This is a genomic window from Streptomyces griseorubiginosus (genome assembly GCF_036345115.1).
GTDB classification, from domain to species: domain Bacteria; phylum Actinomycetota; class Actinomycetes; order Streptomycetales; family Streptomycetaceae; genus Streptomyces; species Streptomyces griseorubiginosus_C.
The window spans coordinates 4,107,467-4,125,083 of the sequence record NZ_CP107766.1 but is presented as its reverse complement, the minus strand read 5'-3'; the positions used below and the strand labels follow the sequence as shown (position 1 = coordinate 4,125,083).

15 protein-coding genes are annotated in these 17,617 nt (G+C 73.3%); 8 read left to right on the top strand and 7 right to left on the bottom strand.

Features of this window, described 5'->3' with window-relative positions; translation table 11 throughout:
- Positions 1–106: 106 nt before the first annotated feature.
- From OHN19_RS18515 to OHN19_RS18505, 3 genes are all read right to left on the bottom strand, one after another.
- Positions 107–610, bottom strand: a complete 504-nt coding sequence (locus OHN19_RS18515; protein WP_123762274.1) for a nuclear transport factor 2 family protein — start codon at positions 608–610, stop codon at positions 107–109.
- Positions 607–1,527, bottom strand: a complete 921-nt coding sequence (gene folP / locus OHN19_RS18510) for a dihydropteroate synthase (RefSeq protein ID WP_330265242.1) — start codon at positions 1,525–1,527, stop codon at positions 607–609. Before folP ends, OHN19_RS18515 begins: the two co-directional genes overlap by 4 nt.
- Before the next feature lie 110 nt (positions 1,528–1,637).
- Positions 1,638–3,449, bottom strand: a complete 1,812-nt coding sequence (locus tag OHN19_RS18505; protein WP_330265241.1) for a phosphatidylglycerol lysyltransferase domain-containing protein — start codon at positions 3,447–3,449, stop codon at positions 1,638–1,640.
- A gap of 173 nt (positions 3,450–3,622) precedes the next feature.
- Here OHN19_RS18505 and OHN19_RS18500 point away from each other — a divergent pair, with 173 nt between their 5' ends.
- Both OHN19_RS18500 and OHN19_RS18495 read left to right on the top strand, forming a co-directional pair.
- A complete protein-coding gene (locus OHN19_RS18500; RefSeq protein ID WP_330265240.1) occupies positions 3,623–4,750 on the top strand; it encodes an alpha/beta hydrolase in 1,128 nt (375 codons plus the stop codon).
- A gap of 111 nt (positions 4,751–4,861) precedes the next feature.
- Positions 4,862–6,310, top strand: coding sequence for a hypothetical protein (locus OHN19_RS18495; protein WP_330265239.1), 1,449 nt, complete (start codon positions 4,862–4,864; stop codon positions 6,308–6,310).
- Between the two features lie 53 nt (positions 6,311–6,363).
- Here the strand turns inward: OHN19_RS18495 and OHN19_RS18490 are convergent, their stop codons facing one another.
- Both OHN19_RS18490 and OHN19_RS18485 read right to left on the bottom strand, forming a co-directional pair.
- Positions 6,364–7,698: a PH domain-containing protein gene (locus OHN19_RS18490; RefSeq protein WP_330265238.1), complete on the bottom strand. Its 1,335-nt coding sequence runs from the start codon at positions 7,696–7,698 to the stop codon at positions 6,364–6,366.
- Positions 7,695–8,198 carry a PH domain-containing protein gene (locus OHN19_RS18485; protein WP_330265237.1) on the bottom strand — a complete coding sequence of 168 codons (504 nt, stop codon included), beginning with the start codon at positions 8,196–8,198 and terminating at the stop codon, positions 7,695–7,697. The genes OHN19_RS18490 and OHN19_RS18485 overlap by 4 nt, the downstream gene beginning before the upstream one ends.
- 31 nt (positions 8,199–8,229) lie before the next feature.
- On the opposite strand from OHN19_RS18485, the gene OHN19_RS18480 reads away from it, so the two are divergent.
- Positions 8,230–9,381: an NADH-quinone oxidoreductase subunit D gene (locus OHN19_RS18480; protein WP_330265236.1), complete on the top strand. Its 1,152-nt coding sequence runs from the start codon at positions 8,230–8,232 to the stop codon at positions 9,379–9,381.
- Here the strand turns inward: OHN19_RS18480 and OHN19_RS18475 are convergent.
- A complete protein-coding gene (locus tag OHN19_RS18475; protein ID WP_330265235.1) occupies positions 9,346–10,392 on the bottom strand; it encodes an SAM-dependent methyltransferase in 1,047 nt (348 codons plus the stop codon). The genes OHN19_RS18480 and OHN19_RS18475 overlap by 36 nt on opposite strands.
- 118 nt (positions 10,393–10,510) lie before the next feature.
- Between OHN19_RS18475 and OHN19_RS18470 the strand changes: the two genes are divergently transcribed.
- Positions 10,511–11,713 carry a sensor histidine kinase gene (locus tag OHN19_RS18470; protein ID WP_330265234.1) on the top strand — a complete coding sequence of 401 codons (1,203 nt, stop codon included), beginning with the start codon at positions 10,511–10,513 and terminating at the stop codon, positions 11,711–11,713.
- A 105-nt stretch (positions 11,714–11,818) separates the two neighbouring features.
- Positions 11,819–12,493, top strand: coding sequence for a response regulator (locus OHN19_RS18465; protein WP_123762283.1), 675 nt, complete (start codon positions 11,819–11,821; stop codon positions 12,491–12,493).
- 16 nt (positions 12,494–12,509) lie between these two features.
- Here the strand turns inward: OHN19_RS18465 and OHN19_RS18460 are convergent, their stop codons facing one another.
- Positions 12,510–13,739, bottom strand: a complete 1,230-nt coding sequence (locus OHN19_RS18460; RefSeq protein WP_330265233.1) for a threonine aldolase family protein — start codon at positions 13,737–13,739, stop codon at positions 12,510–12,512.
- A gap of 172 nt (positions 13,740–13,911) precedes the next feature.
- Here OHN19_RS18460 and OHN19_RS18455 point away from each other — a divergent pair, with 172 nt between their 5' ends.
- The 3 genes from OHN19_RS18455 to OHN19_RS18445 are packed head-to-tail and all read left to right on the top strand — an operon-like array spanning position 13,912 to position 17,617.
- The gene (locus OHN19_RS18455) at positions 13,912–14,850 is read left to right on the top strand and encodes a Rossmann-like and DUF2520 domain-containing protein (RefSeq protein ID WP_330265232.1); all 939 of its coding nucleotides are present in this window, start codon (positions 13,912–13,914) and stop codon (positions 14,848–14,850) included.
- Complete coding sequence (gene panC / locus OHN19_RS18450) at positions 14,847–15,851, top strand: pantoate--beta-alanine ligase (protein WP_330265231.1); 1,005 nt, start codon at positions 14,847–14,849, stop codon at positions 15,849–15,851. Before OHN19_RS18455 ends, panC begins: the two co-directional genes overlap by 4 nt.
- Positions 15,848–17,617, top strand: a complete 1,770-nt coding sequence (locus OHN19_RS18445; protein ID WP_419249525.1) for an L-aspartate oxidase — start codon at positions 15,848–15,850, stop codon at positions 17,615–17,617. The genes panC and OHN19_RS18445 overlap by 4 nt, the downstream gene beginning before the upstream one ends.

Genomic DNA, 17,617 nt, shown 5'->3' with positions numbered 1-17,617 from the left:
TGGGGAACCCGGCGGCTCACGGGTTGGTAGCCGCCCCTACCCAGGGGTTCGTGATTCCAACCACTTCTTGGTCCCCACGGGTGGGGGAAGGGGGGCCGGCGGGTTTTCAGGACGGGGTGTCGTCGTCCTCGTCCTCGTCGTTCTCGGCCAGGACGGGGGAGGCGTGGTGGGACCAGAGCTTCCAGCCGTCGGGGGTGCGGCGGAACACGTTGGTGGCGACGACCAGCTGGCCGACGAGCGGACCGAGTTCCTCGCCGCCCTCGGGTGCGGGGCCGCCGCTGAGGATGTTCTCGGTACAGGTCACCAGGGCGGTGTCGCCGGTGACGGAGACATGCACGTCGGTGAGGAAGAACTGGATGTAGTCGGTGTTCGCCATGATCAGCGCGTACGACCTGAGGACCTCGCCGCGGCCGGTCAGCACGGGCCAGCCGGGGTGCACGCAGGAGACCACGCCGACGTCGGCCGGGTCGTGGTACTCCTCGTCGACGCCCAGGTCGGCGGGTGTGAGCCAGAGCGAGGAGACCCCTTCGAAGTCGCCGCGCTCCAGTGCCTCGTAGAAGGCCGTGTTGGCGGCCTCCACCTGTTCCACGTCGGTGTGGGGGGCGCTCACCGGGCTCCTTCCGCGCCGTTGTCCGCGCTGCTCGCGCCCTCGGTACGCGCTTCCGCGGTGCGCGCTCCTTCCACGGCGCGGGCGACCCGTACCGCGTCCGCCGTCGCGCGGACCTCGTGCACGCGTACGGCCCACGCGCCGGCGTGCGCGGCGAGGGCGGAGACGGCGGCCGTGGCGGCGTCTCGCTCGCGTGCGGGCGGCGGGGCGCCCTGCGGTCCGGCGAGGACACGGCCGAGGAACCGTTTGCGGGAGGCGGCCACGAGGAGGGGGTGGCCGAGGTCGAGGAGGCGGTCGAGGTGGGAGAGGAGGACCAGGTCGTGCTCGGCGTCCTTGGAGAACCCGAGGCCCGGGTCGACGACCACGCGGTCCGGGGAGATGCCGCCCGCGAGGACGGCGTCCACGCGCGCGTGGAGTTCGTCGACGACCTCGGCGACGACGTCGGCGTAGACGCCCTTGACGTTGCCGCCCTCCAGGAAGCCGCGCCAGTGCATGACGACGAAGGGGGCGCCCGCGTCGGCGACCACCGGGATCATCGCGGGGTCGGCGAGACCGCCGCTGACGTCGTTGACGAGGACCGCGCCCGCGGCGAGCGCCTCTTCGGCGACCCGGGCGCGCATGGTGTCCACCGAGACGGTGACGCCTTCGGCGGCGAGGCCGCGGACGACGGGGACGACGCGCCGGAGTTCCTCGGCCTCGTCGACGCGGGTGGCGCCGGGGCGGGTGGACTCGCCGCCGACGTCCACGAGGTCGGCGCCTTCCTCGACGAGGGTGAGGCCGTGCTTGACGGCGGCCGTCGTGTCGAACCAGCGGCCGCCGTCGGAGAAGGAGTCGGGGGTGACGTTCACGACCCCCATGACCGCGCAGCGGTCCCATTCCGGAAGGCCGGCGACGCGCCCGCGTCCGCTCTGCTTGCTCATGCGTTCAGCCTAGGCCCAGCGTGCGGCCGCGGGACCGCGCGGCCCGGACGGAAGCCCCCGGGCTGGAGGAGGGGTGGGGCTTCCGTCCGGGCCAGTCCCGGAGCGGCCGGTCACGCCGCTCTTACGTCCCGCTCCCCGACCGCGTGGGCACACGCGCGTGCGGTGTGCGAGCGGCGGCGCAGGAAGCGCGGCAGCGGGAGGGCGAGGTTGACGAAGCCCTCCGCCTGCATGGCGGCGAAGCCGATGCGCGGGAGGTCGCCGGAGGCCCGGTAGACGACGAAGCGGGGCTCCCAGCGGGGCTGGAACTTCGCGTTGAACTTGTACAGGGACTCGATCTGGAACCAGCGGGACAGGAAGACCAGCAGGCCCCGCCAGGCGCGCAGCACCGGCCCGGCGCCGATCTTCTCGCCGCGGGCGAGGGCCGAGCGGAACATGGCGAAGTTCAGCGACACGCGCGTGATGCCGAACTTCGGGGCCGCCTGGAGGGCCGCGACGATGAGCAGTTCGTTCATGCCGGGGTCGGCCGAGCGGTCCCGTCGCATCAGGTCCAGGGAGGCGCCGTCGGTGCCCCAGGGCACGAAGTGCAGGATCGCCTTGAGGTCGCCGTAGGGGCCGGGCTGGTCGTCGGCCTTGTGGGCGGTGGCGATGAGGCAGTCGCCGTCGGCGAGGTCGCCGATGCGGCCCAGCGCCATCGAGAAGCCGCGCTCGGTGTCGGTGCCGCGCCAGTCGTCGGCGGCCTGCCGGATCCGTTCCAGCTCGGTCTCCCCGAGGTCACGGACGCGCCGTACCCGGGTCTCGTAACCGGCGCGCTCGATGCGCTTGACCATCTGGCGCACATTGCGCATCGCGCGGCCGGCGAGCGAGAAATCCGCGACGTCCACCACCGCCTCGTCGCCCAGTTCGAGGGCGTCCAGGCCGGTCTCGCGGGTCCAGACCTCGCCGCCGGTCTCCGAGCAGCCCATGACGGCGGGCGTCCAGGAGTGCGCCTTGGCCTCGTCCATGAAGCGCTCGATGGCGCCCGGCCAGGCCTCGACGTCCCCGATCGGGTCGCCGCTGGCGAGCATCACGCCGGAGACGACGCGGTAGGTGACGGCCGCCTTGCCACTGGGGGAGAAGACGACGGCCTTGTCGCGGCGCAGCGCGAAGTGGCCGAGGGAGTCACGTCCGCCGTGCTTGGCCAGCAGGGCCCGCAGGCGGGACTCGTCCTCCTCGGTGAGGCGGGCGGCGGGGTGTTCGGGGCGGAAGGCGAGGTAGATCGTGGTGATGGCCGTGAGCAGGCCCAGGGCGCCCAGGGAGACGCCGACGGTCCACGAGGTGTCGCCCTGGTAGTCGACCGGGCCCTCGAAGCCGAACAGGCCGTACAGGACGTGCGTGATGCGGTCGGCCAGGCTCGGGTCGCCGACCATGCGGTTCGGGTGGACGCTGACGATGATCAGCCCGAGGACGAGGGAACCGGCGCCCATGAGGACGAAGTTGGCGAGCGCGCGCCACCTGCTGCGCGGGTCGGGCAGCGCCCTGAACTGGTCGCGGTGGCGCAGCAGCGGTGCGAGCAGGGCGAGCGAGATGGCCACCCCGACGAGCGAGTGGCGGTAGGTGAACTGCGCGAGCGCGCCCGCCGGCAGCAGGGCCACGGCCGCGCGCCAGGCCCGGCGCTTGTGGCGCCTGAGGCCGTGCGCGAGCAGCAGCAACAGCACACCGGTGCTGAGCGAGAGCGCGGCCGCGAACGGGCCGAGCGCGCCGGGCAGCACCTCGGCCAGGGTGTGCATACGGCTGTGCCGGAAGCGCGGGAAGACGCCGGCGGCGATGTCCAGAAGGCCTACGAGTGCGCAGGCTCTGGCGACGAGGACGGGGACGGCCTCGGGGCGCGGTCCGTGCAGTGCACGCCGCAGCCGTGTTGATCGGATCGGAACCCCGCCCGACATTTCCTCATCTGTCCTGACAGACATCGCATCCCGTGGTTCTGCGAGTGACTTTGGATCCGGAGCCCGATTCGGGCATCCGGCGACATTGCGCCCTCTAGGACGGTGTCTCGTGAGGAGAGGTTCACTCAGCTCCTCAAAGCCGTTTCAAAGGCCGAGGAAAGCGAAAGCAAGCAATGGGTCTCACGAGCAACAACACACTGGTGCCGGCCGCCTTGGCCGCCGTGGCGCTGTTCGCCTGCACGGTGTGGCTGTGGCCACGGCTGGCCCGGAGAGGCTGGCGGTCCGTCAGCGGCCGTGTGGCGCTGCTGTTCGCGGTGCAGCTCTCGCTCTTCGTGTCGGTGGGACTCTTCGCCAACCAGACCTTCGGGTTCTACGCCTCCTGGGCCGACCTGTTCGGCCAGGAGACCGACCAGGGTGTGGTGGTCGACCACACCCCGGGCAACCGGTCGAGCGATCCGCTGCGGGTGACCGAGATAGGCGGCGTGCCCGGCAGGAGCGGCTTTCGGCCGTCCTCGGTGGGGCAGGTCCAGAAGGTCGACATCGTCGGCCGTACGACGCACATCGCCTCGCCCGCGTACATCTATCTGCCGCCGGAGTATTTCCAGGAGCGCTATCGCGCGCGTACGTTCCCGGCGGCCGTGGTCCTCACCGGTTATCCGGGTACCGCGAGAGCGCTGGTGGACAAACTCCACTATCCGCGCACGGCTCTTCAACTCGTCAAGGACGGGCGTATGCGGCCGATGATCCTGGTGATGCTGCGGCCGACGGTGGCGCCTCCGCGCGACACCGAGTGCGTGGACGTCCCGGGCGGTCCGCAGACCGAGTCGTTCTTCGCCGAGGACCTGCCCCAGGCGGTGACGCAGCACTACCGGGTGACCGAGGGGCCGCGGAGCTGGGGGATCATCGGCGACTCCACGGGCGGCTACTGCGCGCTGAAGCTCGCCATGCACCACCCCGGGGTCTACGCGGCGGGCGCGGGCCTGTCCCCGTACTACAAGGCGCCCGTCGACCCCACCACGGGCGACCTGTTCCAGGGCGACAAGGCGCTGCGGAACCGCGCGAACCTGTGGTGGTGCCTCAAGCACCTGCCCGGCCCCGACACCTCACTGCTCGTCAGCAGCAGCAAGGAGGGCGAGGCGAACTACAAGGACACGTTGAAGTTCATAGAGCGGGTGAAGGCGAAGGAAACGACACGGATCTCGTCGATCATCCTCGAAAGCGGCGGGCACAACTTCAACACCTGGCGGCGGGAGATCCCGGCGACCTTGGAGTGGGTCAGCGGGCTGCTCGGTGATCGATGAAGCGAATTCGGCGGCGGTTCGGATTCCTGATGTCGGGTGAAGGTCGCGGTATGGCTGTGTTTTTACGGGGCGGGGCACCATGCTTCGCCTACGCGCGGTAAGTTTCTGGCCATGCCACGTGGACGTCACCGCCATTCCCCGCCTCTGCACAGGCTGCTGCCTCCGTCGGCGATCGCAGGCGTCTCCCTCGTCTGCGCCTTCGGCCCCTGGGTCTTCTCGCAGCAGGCCGTGCTCCGCGTGATAGCCGCGTTCGCCGCGGCGGTCGCGGTCGTGGGCGCGGCCGTCATGCGCCGTTGGGACGCGCAGGCGGGCAAACAGGTCGCCGACCTCACGCGCGCGCGTGCGAGCGACGAGTGGCGGCACGAGGAGCGGGTCGCCGAACTCGAGACCGACCTCGAGGAGTCGCGGGAGCTGCGCGCCAAGCTGGAGCAGCGGCTGCGGGCCAAGCGCGCGGAACTGGCCGGGCTGCGCAACGAACACGCGGCTCTGCTGCGGCGGTACGCCACGGCGGAGACCGAGCGGGCGAGCGCCCTGGAGGGCCGCCGGCTGCTGGAGATAGAGGCCGCGCCGGCGCGTGCGCTGCCGTCGGCGGAGCGGGCGGACGTCGAGGCCGTGGCGGTGGCTGCCGCGGTCGAGGACGGGACCGGGACCGAGGCCGATGGCGGGGCCGGTGTCGAGGCGGAGAACTCCGAGGCCGCGCAGGAGCGTTCGGAGCGGCCCGCGGTCTTCTCGCCCGAGGGTTCCCGGCTGTGGCTGCGGGCCGACGCGGCGCTCAAGCGGCTCGACGCGGGCGCCGACGGGGACGGGGCCAGGAACGGCGACGAGGACGGGGACTCCGGGACGCGGGCCGATGCCGGGTCGGAGACCGAGGCGGGAGTCGCGTCGGAGGCCGGTGCGGAAGCCGAGCCGGAGGCCGGCGCGGAGGCGAAGACCGAGCCCGAGGTGAAGGCCGGCGCGAAGACCAAGGCCGGGTCCCGGAGCGATGTCGGTGCCGACCCCAAGGGCGACACCAGGACTGACGCGAAGAGCGGCCCGACGGCCGAGCCCAAGAGCTCCCCGGCCGGGTCGGAGCCCGTGAACGCCGGTGCGCGCGCGGCGGACGCCGCCGGAACCGACGCGGAGGCCGCGCAGGAGGACGAGGCGCGGGGGAAGCCCGAGGCGGTCGACGGGCATGAGCGCGCGGCCGCCACCACCACGGCCGCGGCGGCCACCGCCACGGCCAGAGCCGCCCAGCCGCAGCAGCCCGCCGGGCACTTCATCGCGCCGACCGCCGTGGCGGTCGTGCCCACCGCGCCCGAGCGGCGCCCGCGGGTCGAGGGCGGGTTCGACTTCTTCGGCACGAAGTCGGGGGCCTCGCGCGACGCGCTGGAGGCCGTGCAGAACGAGGACCTCGCCGACGTCGTCGGCCAGGAGGCGCTCGCCCTGCACAAGGCCGAGTCGGAGGCGGAGTTCAAGCCGGCCGACGAGGAGTCCCGGGGCGTCGGCCAGGTCATCGACCTGACCGCCCACGACGAGACGGAACAGATCAACCTCCAGGGACTGCGCAGCGCGGTCTCCTGACGGACGTACGACGGACCGACGACGGACGTCACAGACGCTCGCGAGGGGCACGGTCAGACCATCCACCGGTCGGGCCGTGCCCCTCTCCGTCCCGTCCGTGACCGCTCCGCCTGCGCCCGGAGCAGCTCCGCGGCCTCCTGAGCGTCCCTCAGACGGGCCGTGACGGTCTTGTTCGCTCCCGTGTCCACGTGCACGTCGGCGAGCCGCCACAGCCGCTTCCAGGGCCCCTGAGCGAGTCGTACGCTCTGGACCTTCGCGTGCGGGACGAGCGCCAGGCTCCGCCGCAGCAGCCCCTGCCGGGAGACGAACACCGCATCGGTGACGGCGAGTCCGTGGCCGCGCCACCACACGGGCACACACCGCCCGGCCCGCCGCGGGGGCCGTGACAGCTCCGACAAGGGCGGTACGACCACTCCGGGCAGCACGCGCGCGACGACCGCCTCGGCGACCTCGCGCGGAGCGACCGGCACCAGCACCGAGTTGGACGACCCCGCCACGTCCAGCTCGACCCGCACCCAGCCGCGCCGCCGCCACAGCAGCGGCTCCACGACCCGCACGGTCTGCACCCGCCCCGGCGGCACCGTCTCATGGCTGCGGTCCAGGAGGCCGTGGTCGATCCGCAGCCCGTCCTGGGACTCGCCGACCGTCCAGTCGTACTCGCTGACGAACCGCCCCACACTGCTCGCACCCGCCGCGCCGAGCAGCGGCACGGCGGTCGCCAGGACCGTCCACACGCTCTCGGTGGCCCACCACAGCAGCGGCGGTACGACGAGGGCGGCGAGCAGGCTCACCCAGGTGGCGCCGGTCAGCACCAGGGACAGCGCGAGGTCGCGCGGGGGCGTGCGCATCAACTCGCGCGCCGGTGCCTCACCGACCTCGTGCGCGGTCTCAGGAGCGAACCCGGCGGCGCGCGCCAGCAGTTCCGCGCGCAGCGCCCGCGCCTCGCGCTCCCCGAGGAAGGCCAACTCGTCCTTCTTGTCGGTGCCGACGACATCGAGCCGGAGCTTCGCGACTCCCGCCACGCGCGCGAGGAGCGGCTGGGTGACGTCGATCGCCTGGATCCGCTCCAGCCGGATGTGCGCGGTGCGCCGGAACAACAGGCCGGTCCGGATGCGCAGTTCGCTGTCGGTGACCGCGAAGTGGGTGAACCACCAGGTGAGAAAGCCGTACAGGGCGGCGGCCGGCACCACGACGGCGAGCGCGATCAGCAGCGTGGTGGTCGTCAGCCGGGTCAGCTGGCGCTGCGCCTGGTCGGGGTCGTGCACCGCCCACCCGATGACCACGGCCACCGGCGCCCACGCCCGCCTGAGCGGCGTTATGGGATGCAGCCGCCGCTCGCTGACGGCCTCCTTCTCGTGTACGGCGTCGTCGACGCCCGGCGCCGTCACAGGCCCGCCGATCGGGCCTCGCCGAGTTCGGTGAGCCGGTCCCGCAGCCGTTCCGCCTCGGCCGGGTCCAGGCCCGGGATGGTCGCGTCGGTCGCCGCGGCCGCCGTGTGCAGCTGCACGCTGGCCAGCCCGAAGTGCCGCTCCACGGGCCCGGAGGTGACCTCCACCAGCTGCATGCGGCCGTACGGCACCACGGTCTCCTCGCGCCACAGCACGCCCCGGCTGATCAGCAGGTCGTCCGCGCGCTCGGCGTAGCGCCAGGAGCGCCAGTTGCGGCCGATCAGCACCCAGCCCCAGCCCATGAGGGCGAGCGGCAGCAGCGCGAAGGCCGCCCAGGCCGGACCGCACAGCAGCCCCAGCAGCAGCCCGAGGGCCACGGCGAGCAGTCCCAGCCACACCACCAGCAACAGCCGCCGCATCCGCAGCAGCCCCGGCGGCAGCCCGGTCCACACCGGCTCCGCCCCCGCGACCTCTGTGTCCTGCCCGCTCCCCGTCTCCATGGGGCCAGCGTACGTAGGACAGACTGTGTCCATGACTCCTACGACGGAGACCACGGTCGGCATCGGTGGCGCCGCGGAGAGCACCGACATGGTGCTCAACATCGGACCGCAGCACCCGTCCACCCATGGCGTGCTGCGCCTGCGGCTGGTCCTGGACGGCGAGCGCATCGTCAGCGCGGAGCCGGTGATCGGCTACATGCACCGGGGCGCGGAGAAGCTGTTCGAGGCGCGCGACTACCGCCAGATCATCATGCTCGCCAACCGCCACGACTGGCTGTCGGCCTTCTCCAACGAGCTGGGCGTCGTCCTCGGCGTGGAGCGCATGCTCGGCATGGAGGTGCCCACGCGCGCGGTGTGGACGCGCACGCTGCTCGCCGAGCTCAACCGGGTGCTGAACCACCTGATGTTCCTGGGCTCGTACCCGCTGGAGCTGGGCGGCATCACCCCGGTCTTCTACGCGTTCCGGGAGCGGGAGGTCCTCCAGAACGTCATGGAGGAGGTCTCCGGCGGCCGCATGCACTACATGTTCAACCGGGTCGGCGGCCTCAAGGAGGACCTGCCGGCCGGCTGGGCCACGCGCGCGCGTGCCGCCGTCTCCGCCGTGCGCTCGCGCATGGACCGCTTCGACGACCTGGTGCTGGGCAACGAGATCTTCCGGGGACGCACCCGGGACGTCGGTGTCCTCGCGCCGGAGACCGTGCACGCCTACGGCGTCAGCGGGCCCATCGCGCGCGCCTCGGGCGTCGACTTCGACCTGCGGCGCGACGAGCCCTACCTCGCCTACGGCGAGCTCCAGGACACGCTGAAGGTGGTGACCCGGAAGGAGGGCGACTGCCTGGCCCGCTTCGAGGTCCTCCTGGAGCAGACCCACAACGCCCTCGACCTCGCCGACGCCTGCCTCGACCGGCTCGCGGAGCTGCCGCCCGGCCCGATCAACCAGCGGCTCCCGAAGGTCCTCAAGGCGCCCGAGGGGCACACGTACGCGTGGACCGAGAACCCGCTCGGCATCAACGGCTACTACCTCGTCAGCAAGGGCGAGAAGACCCCGTACCGGCTGAAGCTGCGCTCGGCCTCCTACAACAACATCCAGGCGCTGGTCGAGCTGCTGCCGGGGACGCTGGTGGCGGACATGGTGGCGATCCTCGGGTCACTGTTCTTCGTGGTCGGGGACATCGACAAGTAGGGCCGCGCGGCCGGCGGGTGAGTCCGGGATCCCCACCGGCTGGAGCAGCCAGCCGAAGTCGCCGAGCCCGCCCGCCGCGGTGAGCTCGGCGGCCTCCCCGGCGCGCGCGAGGGCGCGGACGTACTCGGCGGGGCGGGTCGAGGCGAGGGCGAGCGGGGGGCGTGCGCCCGCGATGCCGAGGGCGCGCAGCGCGTCCCGCTGGCGCAGGACGCGCCCGCCGGGCAGTGTGCACGCGTCCAGCGCCACATGGGCGGTCAGGTCGCACGACCCGTCCGGTACCGGGGGAGTCTCGCGGCCCTCGCGAAAGCCGGTGAGCGTGCCGAAGGGGGGCCGGGTGAGGGCCGTGTGCGCGTAGTCCACAGCGACCGCGAGGCCCCGCTCGACGGTCGCGACCGCCGACGCCCACGCATGGCCCCGGGGCAGCCCGATCTCGGCCCGCAGCCCCTCCTCCGGCGGCAGCGGCCACCACCGGTCCAGCCAGTCGGCCTCCGCCCCGGCGACCGGTTCCCCGAGGCGTTCGCGACCGTCCCGTCGTACGAGAACCCGGCGCGGCACGCCCGAGGAGTCCGTCTCGGCGATCTCCACGGGCACGTTGTCCAGCCATTCGTTGGCGAACAGCAGCCCGGCGACGCCGCTCGGGGGCTCGTGCAGCCACTCGATCCGGTGAGCGAGGCCCGCGGGGCGGTCGGCGACCTCGACGGCGTACACGCGTGTGCGGGCGCTCACCTCGGCGGGCAGGGCGGCGAGGACGCCGGTGGCCAGCTCGCCCCGGCCCGCGGCCATGTCGACGAAGTCGAGCCGGGCGGGCCGGCCCAGGGCCTCGTCCACGCGGCACAGCAGCCGGGCCACAGCGTCGGCGAACAACGGGGAGGCGTGCACGGACGTACGGAAGTGCCCGGCCGGCCCCTCCGGCCTGCGGTAGAAGCCGTCCGGGCCGTACAGGGCGGCCTCGGCGGCGGCCCGCCAGCCGGTCCACTCGCCCGCCGGCCCGTCCCTCGTGTCATCGCTCACGCCGTCAGGCTAGGCGCCCAGGTGAACGCAGCCTCCACCTTGGGGAGTACGCGCGGGCGGTACGGATCGGTCCTCCGGTTGACCCCCGCACACTTCACGCTTCCCTACGCTGGGTTACGTGCAGCGCCTCTATGACTTCCTCCGCAGGCACCCGACAGGGGTCGACGTCTTCTGGGCCGTCTTCCTGTTCGGGATCTCGCTCGCGAGCGAAACCGCCCGTGGGGAGTCCCAGGGGACCGGGTCCCCGCTCGTGATCATCCCGGTCGTCCTGCTGTTGTGCCTGGTGATCGCGCTGCGCCGGCGGATGCCGGAGAAGATGCTGCTGCTGGCCATCGGGGTCGGGGTGGCGCAGCTCGTGCTGGACGTGGAGACCACGGCCGCCGACTTCGCCTTCCTGGTGATCGTCTACACCGTGGCCGCCACCGCCTCCCGCGGGGCCTCCCGGCTGGCCCTGACGGCGGGCCTGTGCGCGGCCCCCGCGGCGCAGCTGCGCTGGCCCGAGGAGCACTCCAGCACCCTCGGCAATGTCGCGATCATGATCTTCCAGACCGTGCCGTTCGCCCTGGCCTGGGTGCTCGGGGACTCGATCCGCACCCGCCGTGCGTACTTCGCGCAGCTGGAGGAGCGCAACGCCCGTCTGGAGAAGGAGCGCGAGGCGCAGGCCAAGGTCGCCGTCGCCGCCGAGCGCGCCCGGATCGCCCGCGAACTGCACGACGTCGTCGCGCACAACGTGTCGGTCATGGTCGTCCAGGCCGACGGCGCCGCCTATGTCCTCGACGCCGCGCCCGACCAGGCCAAGAAGGCCCTGGAGACCATCTCCTCCACCGGCCGCCAGGCCCTCGCCGAGATGCGCCGGCTGCTGGGCGTGCTGCGCACCGGCGAGCACCAGGAGGGCGGCGAGTACGTCCCGCAGCCCGACGTCGAGCAGATCGAGGACCTGGTCGAGCAGTGCCGAGGCTCCGGGCTCCCCGTCGACTTCAAGGTCGAGGGCACCCCGCGCCCGCTGCCCAGCGGCGTCGAGCTCACCGCGTACCGGATCGTGCAGGAGGCACTCACCAACACGCGCAAGCACGGCGGCCCGAACGCGGGCGCGAGCGTGCGCCTGGTCTACTTCGACGACGGCCTCGGCCTGCTCGTCGAGGACGACGGCAAGGGCGCCCCGCACGAGCTCTACGAGGAGGGCGGCGCAGACGGAGCGGGCCACGGCCTGATCGGCATGCGCGAGCGGGTCGGCATGGTCGGGGGCACCCTGGACGCGGGCCCCCGCCCCGGCGGAGGATTCCGCATCAGTGCGCTGCTGCCGCTCAAACCGGCGCATTGACGCCGACGCACGCCCCCTGTTGACACCTGTCACGCCCCCCGTGACGAGCACGCCGTAAGACCCCCGTGACACGCCGTTAGACCCCCGAGGAACGGAAGAGGACCGATGACGATCCGCGTGATGCTCGTCGACGACCAGGTGCTGCTGCGCACCGGGTTCCGGATGGTGCTCGCCGCCCAGCCGGACATGGAGGTCGTCGCGGAGGCGGGGGACGGGGTGGAGGCCCTCCAGGTGCTGCGCTCGACCGCCGTCGACGTCGTCCTGATGGACGTCCGCATGCCGAAGCTGGACGGGGTGGAGACCACCCGCCGCATCTGCTCGGAGCCCGATCCGCCGAAGGTGCTGATCCTGACCACCTTCGACCTCGACGAGTACGCCTTCTCCGGGCTGAAGGCGGGCGCCTCCGGGTTCATGCTCAAGGACGTGCCGCCCGGCGAACTGCTCACCGCGATCCGCTCGGTGCACAGCGGTGACGCCGTGGTCGCCCCGTCGACGACCCGGCGTCTGCTCGACCGGTTCGCGCCGATGCTGCCCACCACCGGCAAGCAGCCGCAGCACCAGGAGCTGGAGCGGCTCACCGACCGTGAGCGCGAGGTCATGGTGCTGGTCGCGCAGGGGCTGTCCAACGGCGAGATCGCGGCCCGGCTGGTGCTGTCCGAGGCCACGGTGAAGACGCACGTCGGCCGCATCCTCACCAAGCTGAGCCTCAGGGACCGGGTGCAGGTGGTGGTCCTCGCCTACGAGACGGGGCTGGTCCGGGCGGGCGGCGGGCAGGGCTGAGGCGGGGCGGGCGGGCTCAGGCGGTCGTGCTCCGGGCACCGGCGCCCGGCAGCCGCGCGGCGAAGTCCGCGGCCGCCGTCCGTACGTCCGCCGCGGTCCACTCCAGGGCCGCGGCGCGGACGTAGACCTCGGTCATGGACAGGCCCGGGCCCTTCTCGTCCCAGGGGTTGATGAACAGGGCCGTCCCCGTCTCCTCCGACTGCCGGATCGCCGCCTCGGAGACCTCGTCGACGCCGTACGGCAGCCAGACCTGGAAGTCGAAGGTGTGCGGCACCTCGGGGTGCACCCGGGCCCACGGCAACCCGGCCTGCGTGAACCCCTCGCGCAGCGCGGCGGCCACCACGCGCGCGTGGGTCACGTACTCGGGCAGCCGGGGCAGTTCCCGCTCCAGCCCCGCGAGGGCCGACAGGACGGTCGGGAACTGCTGGAAGACCGCGCCGCCGTACCGGTGCCGCCAGGTCTTCGCCTCCTCGATCAGGGTCCTCGGGCCGGCGAGCGCGGCCCCGCCGTAGGCCTGGAGGGACTTGTAGAACGACACGTAGACGCTGTCCGCGAGGTCCGCGATCTCGTCCAGGGGGCGGCCGAAGTGGACGGTGGTCTCCCACAGTCGGGCGCCGTCGAAGTGCACCACCGCGTCCCGCTCGCGCGCGGCCGCCACGACCTCGGTGAGCTCCTCCCAGGTGGGCAGCACGAAACCGGCGTCCCTCAGGGGCAGTTCCAGCATCAGCGCCCCGAAGGGCTCCTCGAAGCCGCGGATTTCGTCGGCGCTGGGCTGCCGGGGTTCGCTCGTCACATGGACCGGGCGCAGACCGGAGACCTCCCGGAAGGCGTTCCGCTCGTGCACCTCGGGGTGGGCCAGGGCGTGCAGGGCGACGGTGGGGTTGCCGGAGCGGCCCGCCCAGCAGCGCAACGCCACCTGCTGGGCCATCGTGCCGGTCGGGAAGAACGCGGCCGCCTCCTTGCCGAGGAGAGCCGCGACCCTCTCCTCCAGGGCCTCGACGATGCCGTTGCCGTAGAGGTCGGACGGTTCGTCCAGGTCGTGGAGCGCTTCGGCCCCGTCGAGCCGTGCGAGGCGCTCGCGCAGCGGGGCGAGCAGTTCGAGGCGCGCCAGTGTGCGCCCGGCCTTCCGGTACGCGTCGATGCGCCGTGCCCGGCGGCGCAACAGCCGTTCCTCCTCCGTGAGTTCCCGCTCCTGCGAGAGGTCCTCCGCTGCCTGCCCCGCGCTCTGCCGCGCTGTGTCACCCATGCCCGGATCATCTCGCGCGGCTCCGGCGGCGGGCACCGGATTTCCCCCGCTCCGCCGCCCGCGGCCACCCACAGCCTGTGGACAACCGAACGCCCCCGGGACCGATAGCGTTAACATGACGAGAAATCGTCCGGTACCCAGATGCGGACTGGAACGGGAAGGCCGCCGTCGAGTGAGTACAGCCCAACAGCCAGACAGCAAGGACCGCCCCGCGCGGCTCACCGTAGGCGTCGTCGGCGCCGGCCGTGTGGGTCCCGCGCTCGCCGCGTCCCTCCAGCTCGCCGGGCACCGCCCGGTGGCCGTCTCCGGGGTCTCCGACGCCTCCCGGCGGCGTGCCGAGCTGATGCTCCCGGACGTTCCGCTCGTCGCCCCCGCGGACGTCCTCCAGCGCGCCGACCTGGTGTTGCTGACCGTCCCCGACGACACCCTGCCCGGACTCGTGGAGGGCCTGGCCGAGACCGGGGCCGTGCGGCCGGGGCAGCTGCTCGTGCACACCTCGGGGCGGTACGGCGCGAAAGTCCTGGACCCCGCCCTGCGCGCGGGCGCGCTGCCGCTGGCCCTGCACCCGGCGATGACCTTCACCGGCACCCCCGTGGACGTCCAGCGTCTCGCCGGCTGCTCCTTCGGCGTCACCGCGCCCGAGGAGCTGCGGCTGGCCGCCGAGGCCCTCGTCATCGAGATGGGTGGCGAGCCCGAGTGGATCGAGGAGGCGAAACGCCCGCTCTACCACGCGGCCCTCGCCCTCGGCGCCAACCACCTGGTCACCCTGGTCGCCCAGGCCATGGAACTGCTGCGCTCGGCCGGCGTCGAGGCCCCGGACCGGATGCTCGGCCCGCTGCTCGGCGCCGCCCTCGACAACGCCCTGCGTTCCGGCGACGCGGCGCTCACCGGCCCGGTCGCGCGCGGCGACGCCGGCACCGTCGCCGCGCACGTCACCGAGCTGCGCAAGCACGCCCCGCAGACCGTCGCCGGCTATCTGGCGATGGCCCGCGCGACCGCCGACCGCGCGCTCGCCCAGGGGCTGCTGAAGCCGGAGCTCGCCGAGGACCTGCTCGGGGTGCTCGCCGGCCAGACCGACGGGACCCACGGCTCCGAGGGAGACGCCCGATGAGCATCACCCCGCTGCGCACCGCCGACGAACTGCACGCACGCACGCGTGCGGGCCGCCGGGCCGTCGTGATGACCATGGGCGCCCTGCACGAGGGCCACGCCACCCTGATCCGCACCGCGCGCGAGATCGCGGGACCGGACGGCGAGGTCGTCGTCACCGTCTTCGTGAACCCCCTCCAGTTCGGTGCGGGGGAGGACCTCGACCGCTACCCGCGCACCCTGGACGCCGACCTCAAGATCGCCGAGGACGCCGGCGCGGACGCCGTCTTCGCGCCCTCGGTCGACGAGGTCTACCCGGGCGGCGAGCCCCAGGTGCGCATCAGCGCGGGCCCCATGGGGGAGCGCCTGGAGGGCGCCTCGCGCCCCGGTCACTTCGACGGCATGCTCACCGTCGTCGCCAAGCTGCTCCACCTCACCCGCCCCGACGTCGCCCTCTACGGCCAGAAGGACGCCCAGCAGCTCGCCCTGATCCGCCGCATGGTGCGCGACCTGAACTTCGGCATCGACATCGTCGGCGTGCCCACCGTGCGCGAGGACGACGGCCTGGCCATGTCCAGCCGCAACCGCTACCTCACCCCGCAGCAGCGGCGCACGGCGCTCGCGCTGTCCCGGGCCCTGTTCGCGGGCCGCGACCGGCACGCAGCGCAGGAGGCACTGCGCGCGCGGGCCCGCGAGGTACCCGCCACCCACGCGCGTGCCGAGGCCCTGAGCGCCCTCGGCGAATCCCGCGCGGCCGCCGACGCGCACGCCGTCGCCAAGGCCCTCCCGGGCGCCCCCTCGGCCGTCCGCGCGGCCGCCCGGCTGATCCTGGACGACGCCGCCCGCCAGGACCCGCCGCTCGCCCTGGACTACCTCGCGCTCGTCGACCCGTCCGACTTCAGCGAGATCGACGACGACTTCACCGGCGAGGCCGTCCTCGCCGTCGCCGCCCGGGTAGGGACGACCCGGCTGATCGACAACATCCCCCTGACCTTCGGAAAAACCCTCGGAGCCGCCTCGTGACCAGCACAGGCATACGCCCGCCCGTCGCCCACCACCACCCTCAAACGAGAGCGCTTCGCGCTCACCTCCACCTCCATGCGCCCGCCCCCGGGTGGTCCATCGACGCGGACGTCGTGGTCGTCGGCTCCGGCGTCGCCGGCCTCACCGCGGCCCTGCGCTGCGAGGCGGAGGGCCTGAGGACCGTCGTCGTCACCAAGGCCCGCCTCGACGACGGCTCCACCCGCTGGGCGCAGGGCGGCATCGCCGCGGCCCTCGGCGAGGGCGACACCCCCGAACAGCACCTGGACGACACCCTGGTCGCGGGCGCGGGCCTGTGCGACGAGGAGGCCGTCCGGATCCTCGTCACCGAGGGCCCCGACGCCGTACGACGGCTGATCGCGACCGGCGCGCACTTCGACGAGTCCGAGGCCGGCGACCTGGAGCTCACCCGCGAGGGCGGCCACCACCGGCGCCGGATCGCCCACGCGGGCGGTGACGCGACCGGCGCGGAGATCTCCCGCGCGCTCGTCGAGGCGGTACGCGCGCGGGGCCTGCGCACGATCGAGAACGCGCTCGTGCTCGACCTGCTGACCGACGCCGAGGGCCGTACGGCCGGCGTCACCCTGCACGTCATGGGCGAGGGCCAGCACGACGGCGTGGGCGCCGTGCACGCCCCCGCGGTGGTCCTCGCGACCGGCGGCATGGGCCAGGTCTTCTCCGCGACCACCAACCCGTCCGTGTCGACCGGCGACGGCGTCGCGCTCGCCCTGCGCGCGGGCGCCGAGGTCAGCGATCTGGAGTTCGTGCAGTTCCACCCCACCGTGCTGTTCCTCGGCGCGGACGCGGAGGGCCAGCAGCCGCTCGTCTCCGAGGCCGTGCGCGGCGAGGGCGCCCACCTGGTCGACGCCGACGGGGTGCGCTTCATGGTCGGCCAGCACGAACTGGCCGAGCTCGCGCCCCGGGACATCGTCGCCAAGGGCATCACCCGCCGGATGCAGGAGCTGGACGCCGAGCACATGTTCCTCGACGCCCGGCACTTCGGCGCCGACATGTGGGAGCACCGCTTCCCGACGATCCTCGCCGCCTGCCGCGCCCACGGCATCGACCCGGTCACCGAGCCCATCCCGATCGCGCCGGCCGCCCACTACGCCTCCGGCGGCGTCCGCACCGACTCCCGGGGCCGCACCACCGTGCCGGGCCTGTACGCGTGCGGCGAGGTCGCCTGCACCGGCGTGCACGGCGCCAACCGGCTCGCCTCCAACTCGCTCCTGGAGGGCCTGGTCTACGCCGAGCGGATCGTGGCGGACATCGCGGCGGTCCAGAAGGCGAACGGCCTCCACGCGCGTGTGCCCGACCCCGTCGAGCAGCCCGAGCGGCCCGCGCACCCGCTGCTCGCGCCCGAGGCCCGGTTCGCGATCCAGCGGACCATGACCCGGGGCGCGGGCGTGCTGCGCTCGGCCGAGTCCCTGGCCGGCGCGGCGGACGCCCTGCACCAGCTCCACGCGGACGCCCGGGACGCCCTCGCCGAGAACGGCAAGACGGCCGAGCCCGGCGTCGACACCTGGGAGGCCACCAACCTCCTGTGCGTGGCCCGCGTCCTGGTCGCCGCCGCCCTCCGGCGCGAGGAGACCCGGGGCTGCCACTGGCGCGAGGACGAGCCCGACCGCGACGACTCGGCATGGCGCCGCCACATCGTCGTACGGCTGAATCCGGACCGGACCCTCGCCGTACACACCACCGATACCGCAGACTTCCCCCCGACCCGGCAGCACCCTCAGGAGCAGTGA

What these genes read in the sequence shown, in the direction of transcription:
- folP (WP_330265242.1), bottom strand. Translation starts at nt 1,527, where the DNA reads ATGAGCAAGCAGAGCGGACGCGGGCGCGTCGCCGGCCTTCCGGAATGG.
- OHN19_RS18505 (WP_330265241.1), bottom strand. Translation starts at nt 3,449, where the DNA reads ATGTCGGGCGGGGTTCCGATCCGATCAACACGGCTGCGGCGTGCACTG.
- OHN19_RS18500 (WP_330265240.1), top strand. Translation starts at nt 3,623, where the DNA reads ATGGGTCTCACGAGCAACAACACACTGGTGCCGGCCGCCTTGGCCGCC.
- OHN19_RS18495 (WP_330265239.1), top strand. Translation starts at nt 4,862, where the DNA reads ATGCCACGTGGACGTCACCGCCATTCCCCGCCTCTGCACAGGCTGCTG.
- OHN19_RS18485 (WP_330265237.1), bottom strand. Translation starts at nt 8,198, where the DNA reads ATGGAGACGGGGAGCGGGCAGGACACAGAGGTCGCGGGGGCGGAGCCG.
- OHN19_RS18480 (WP_330265236.1), top strand. Translation starts at nt 8,230, where the DNA reads ATGACTCCTACGACGGAGACCACGGTCGGCATCGGTGGCGCCGCGGAG.
- OHN19_RS18465 (WP_123762283.1), top strand. Translation starts at nt 11,819, where the DNA reads ATGACGATCCGCGTGATGCTCGTCGACGACCAGGTGCTGCTGCGCACC.
- OHN19_RS18460 (WP_330265233.1), bottom strand. Translation starts at nt 13,739, where the DNA reads ATGGGTGACACAGCGCGGCAGAGCGCGGGGCAGGCAGCGGAGGACCTC.
- panC (WP_330265231.1), top strand. Translation starts at nt 14,847, where the DNA reads ATGAGCATCACCCCGCTGCGCACCGCCGACGAACTGCACGCACGCACG.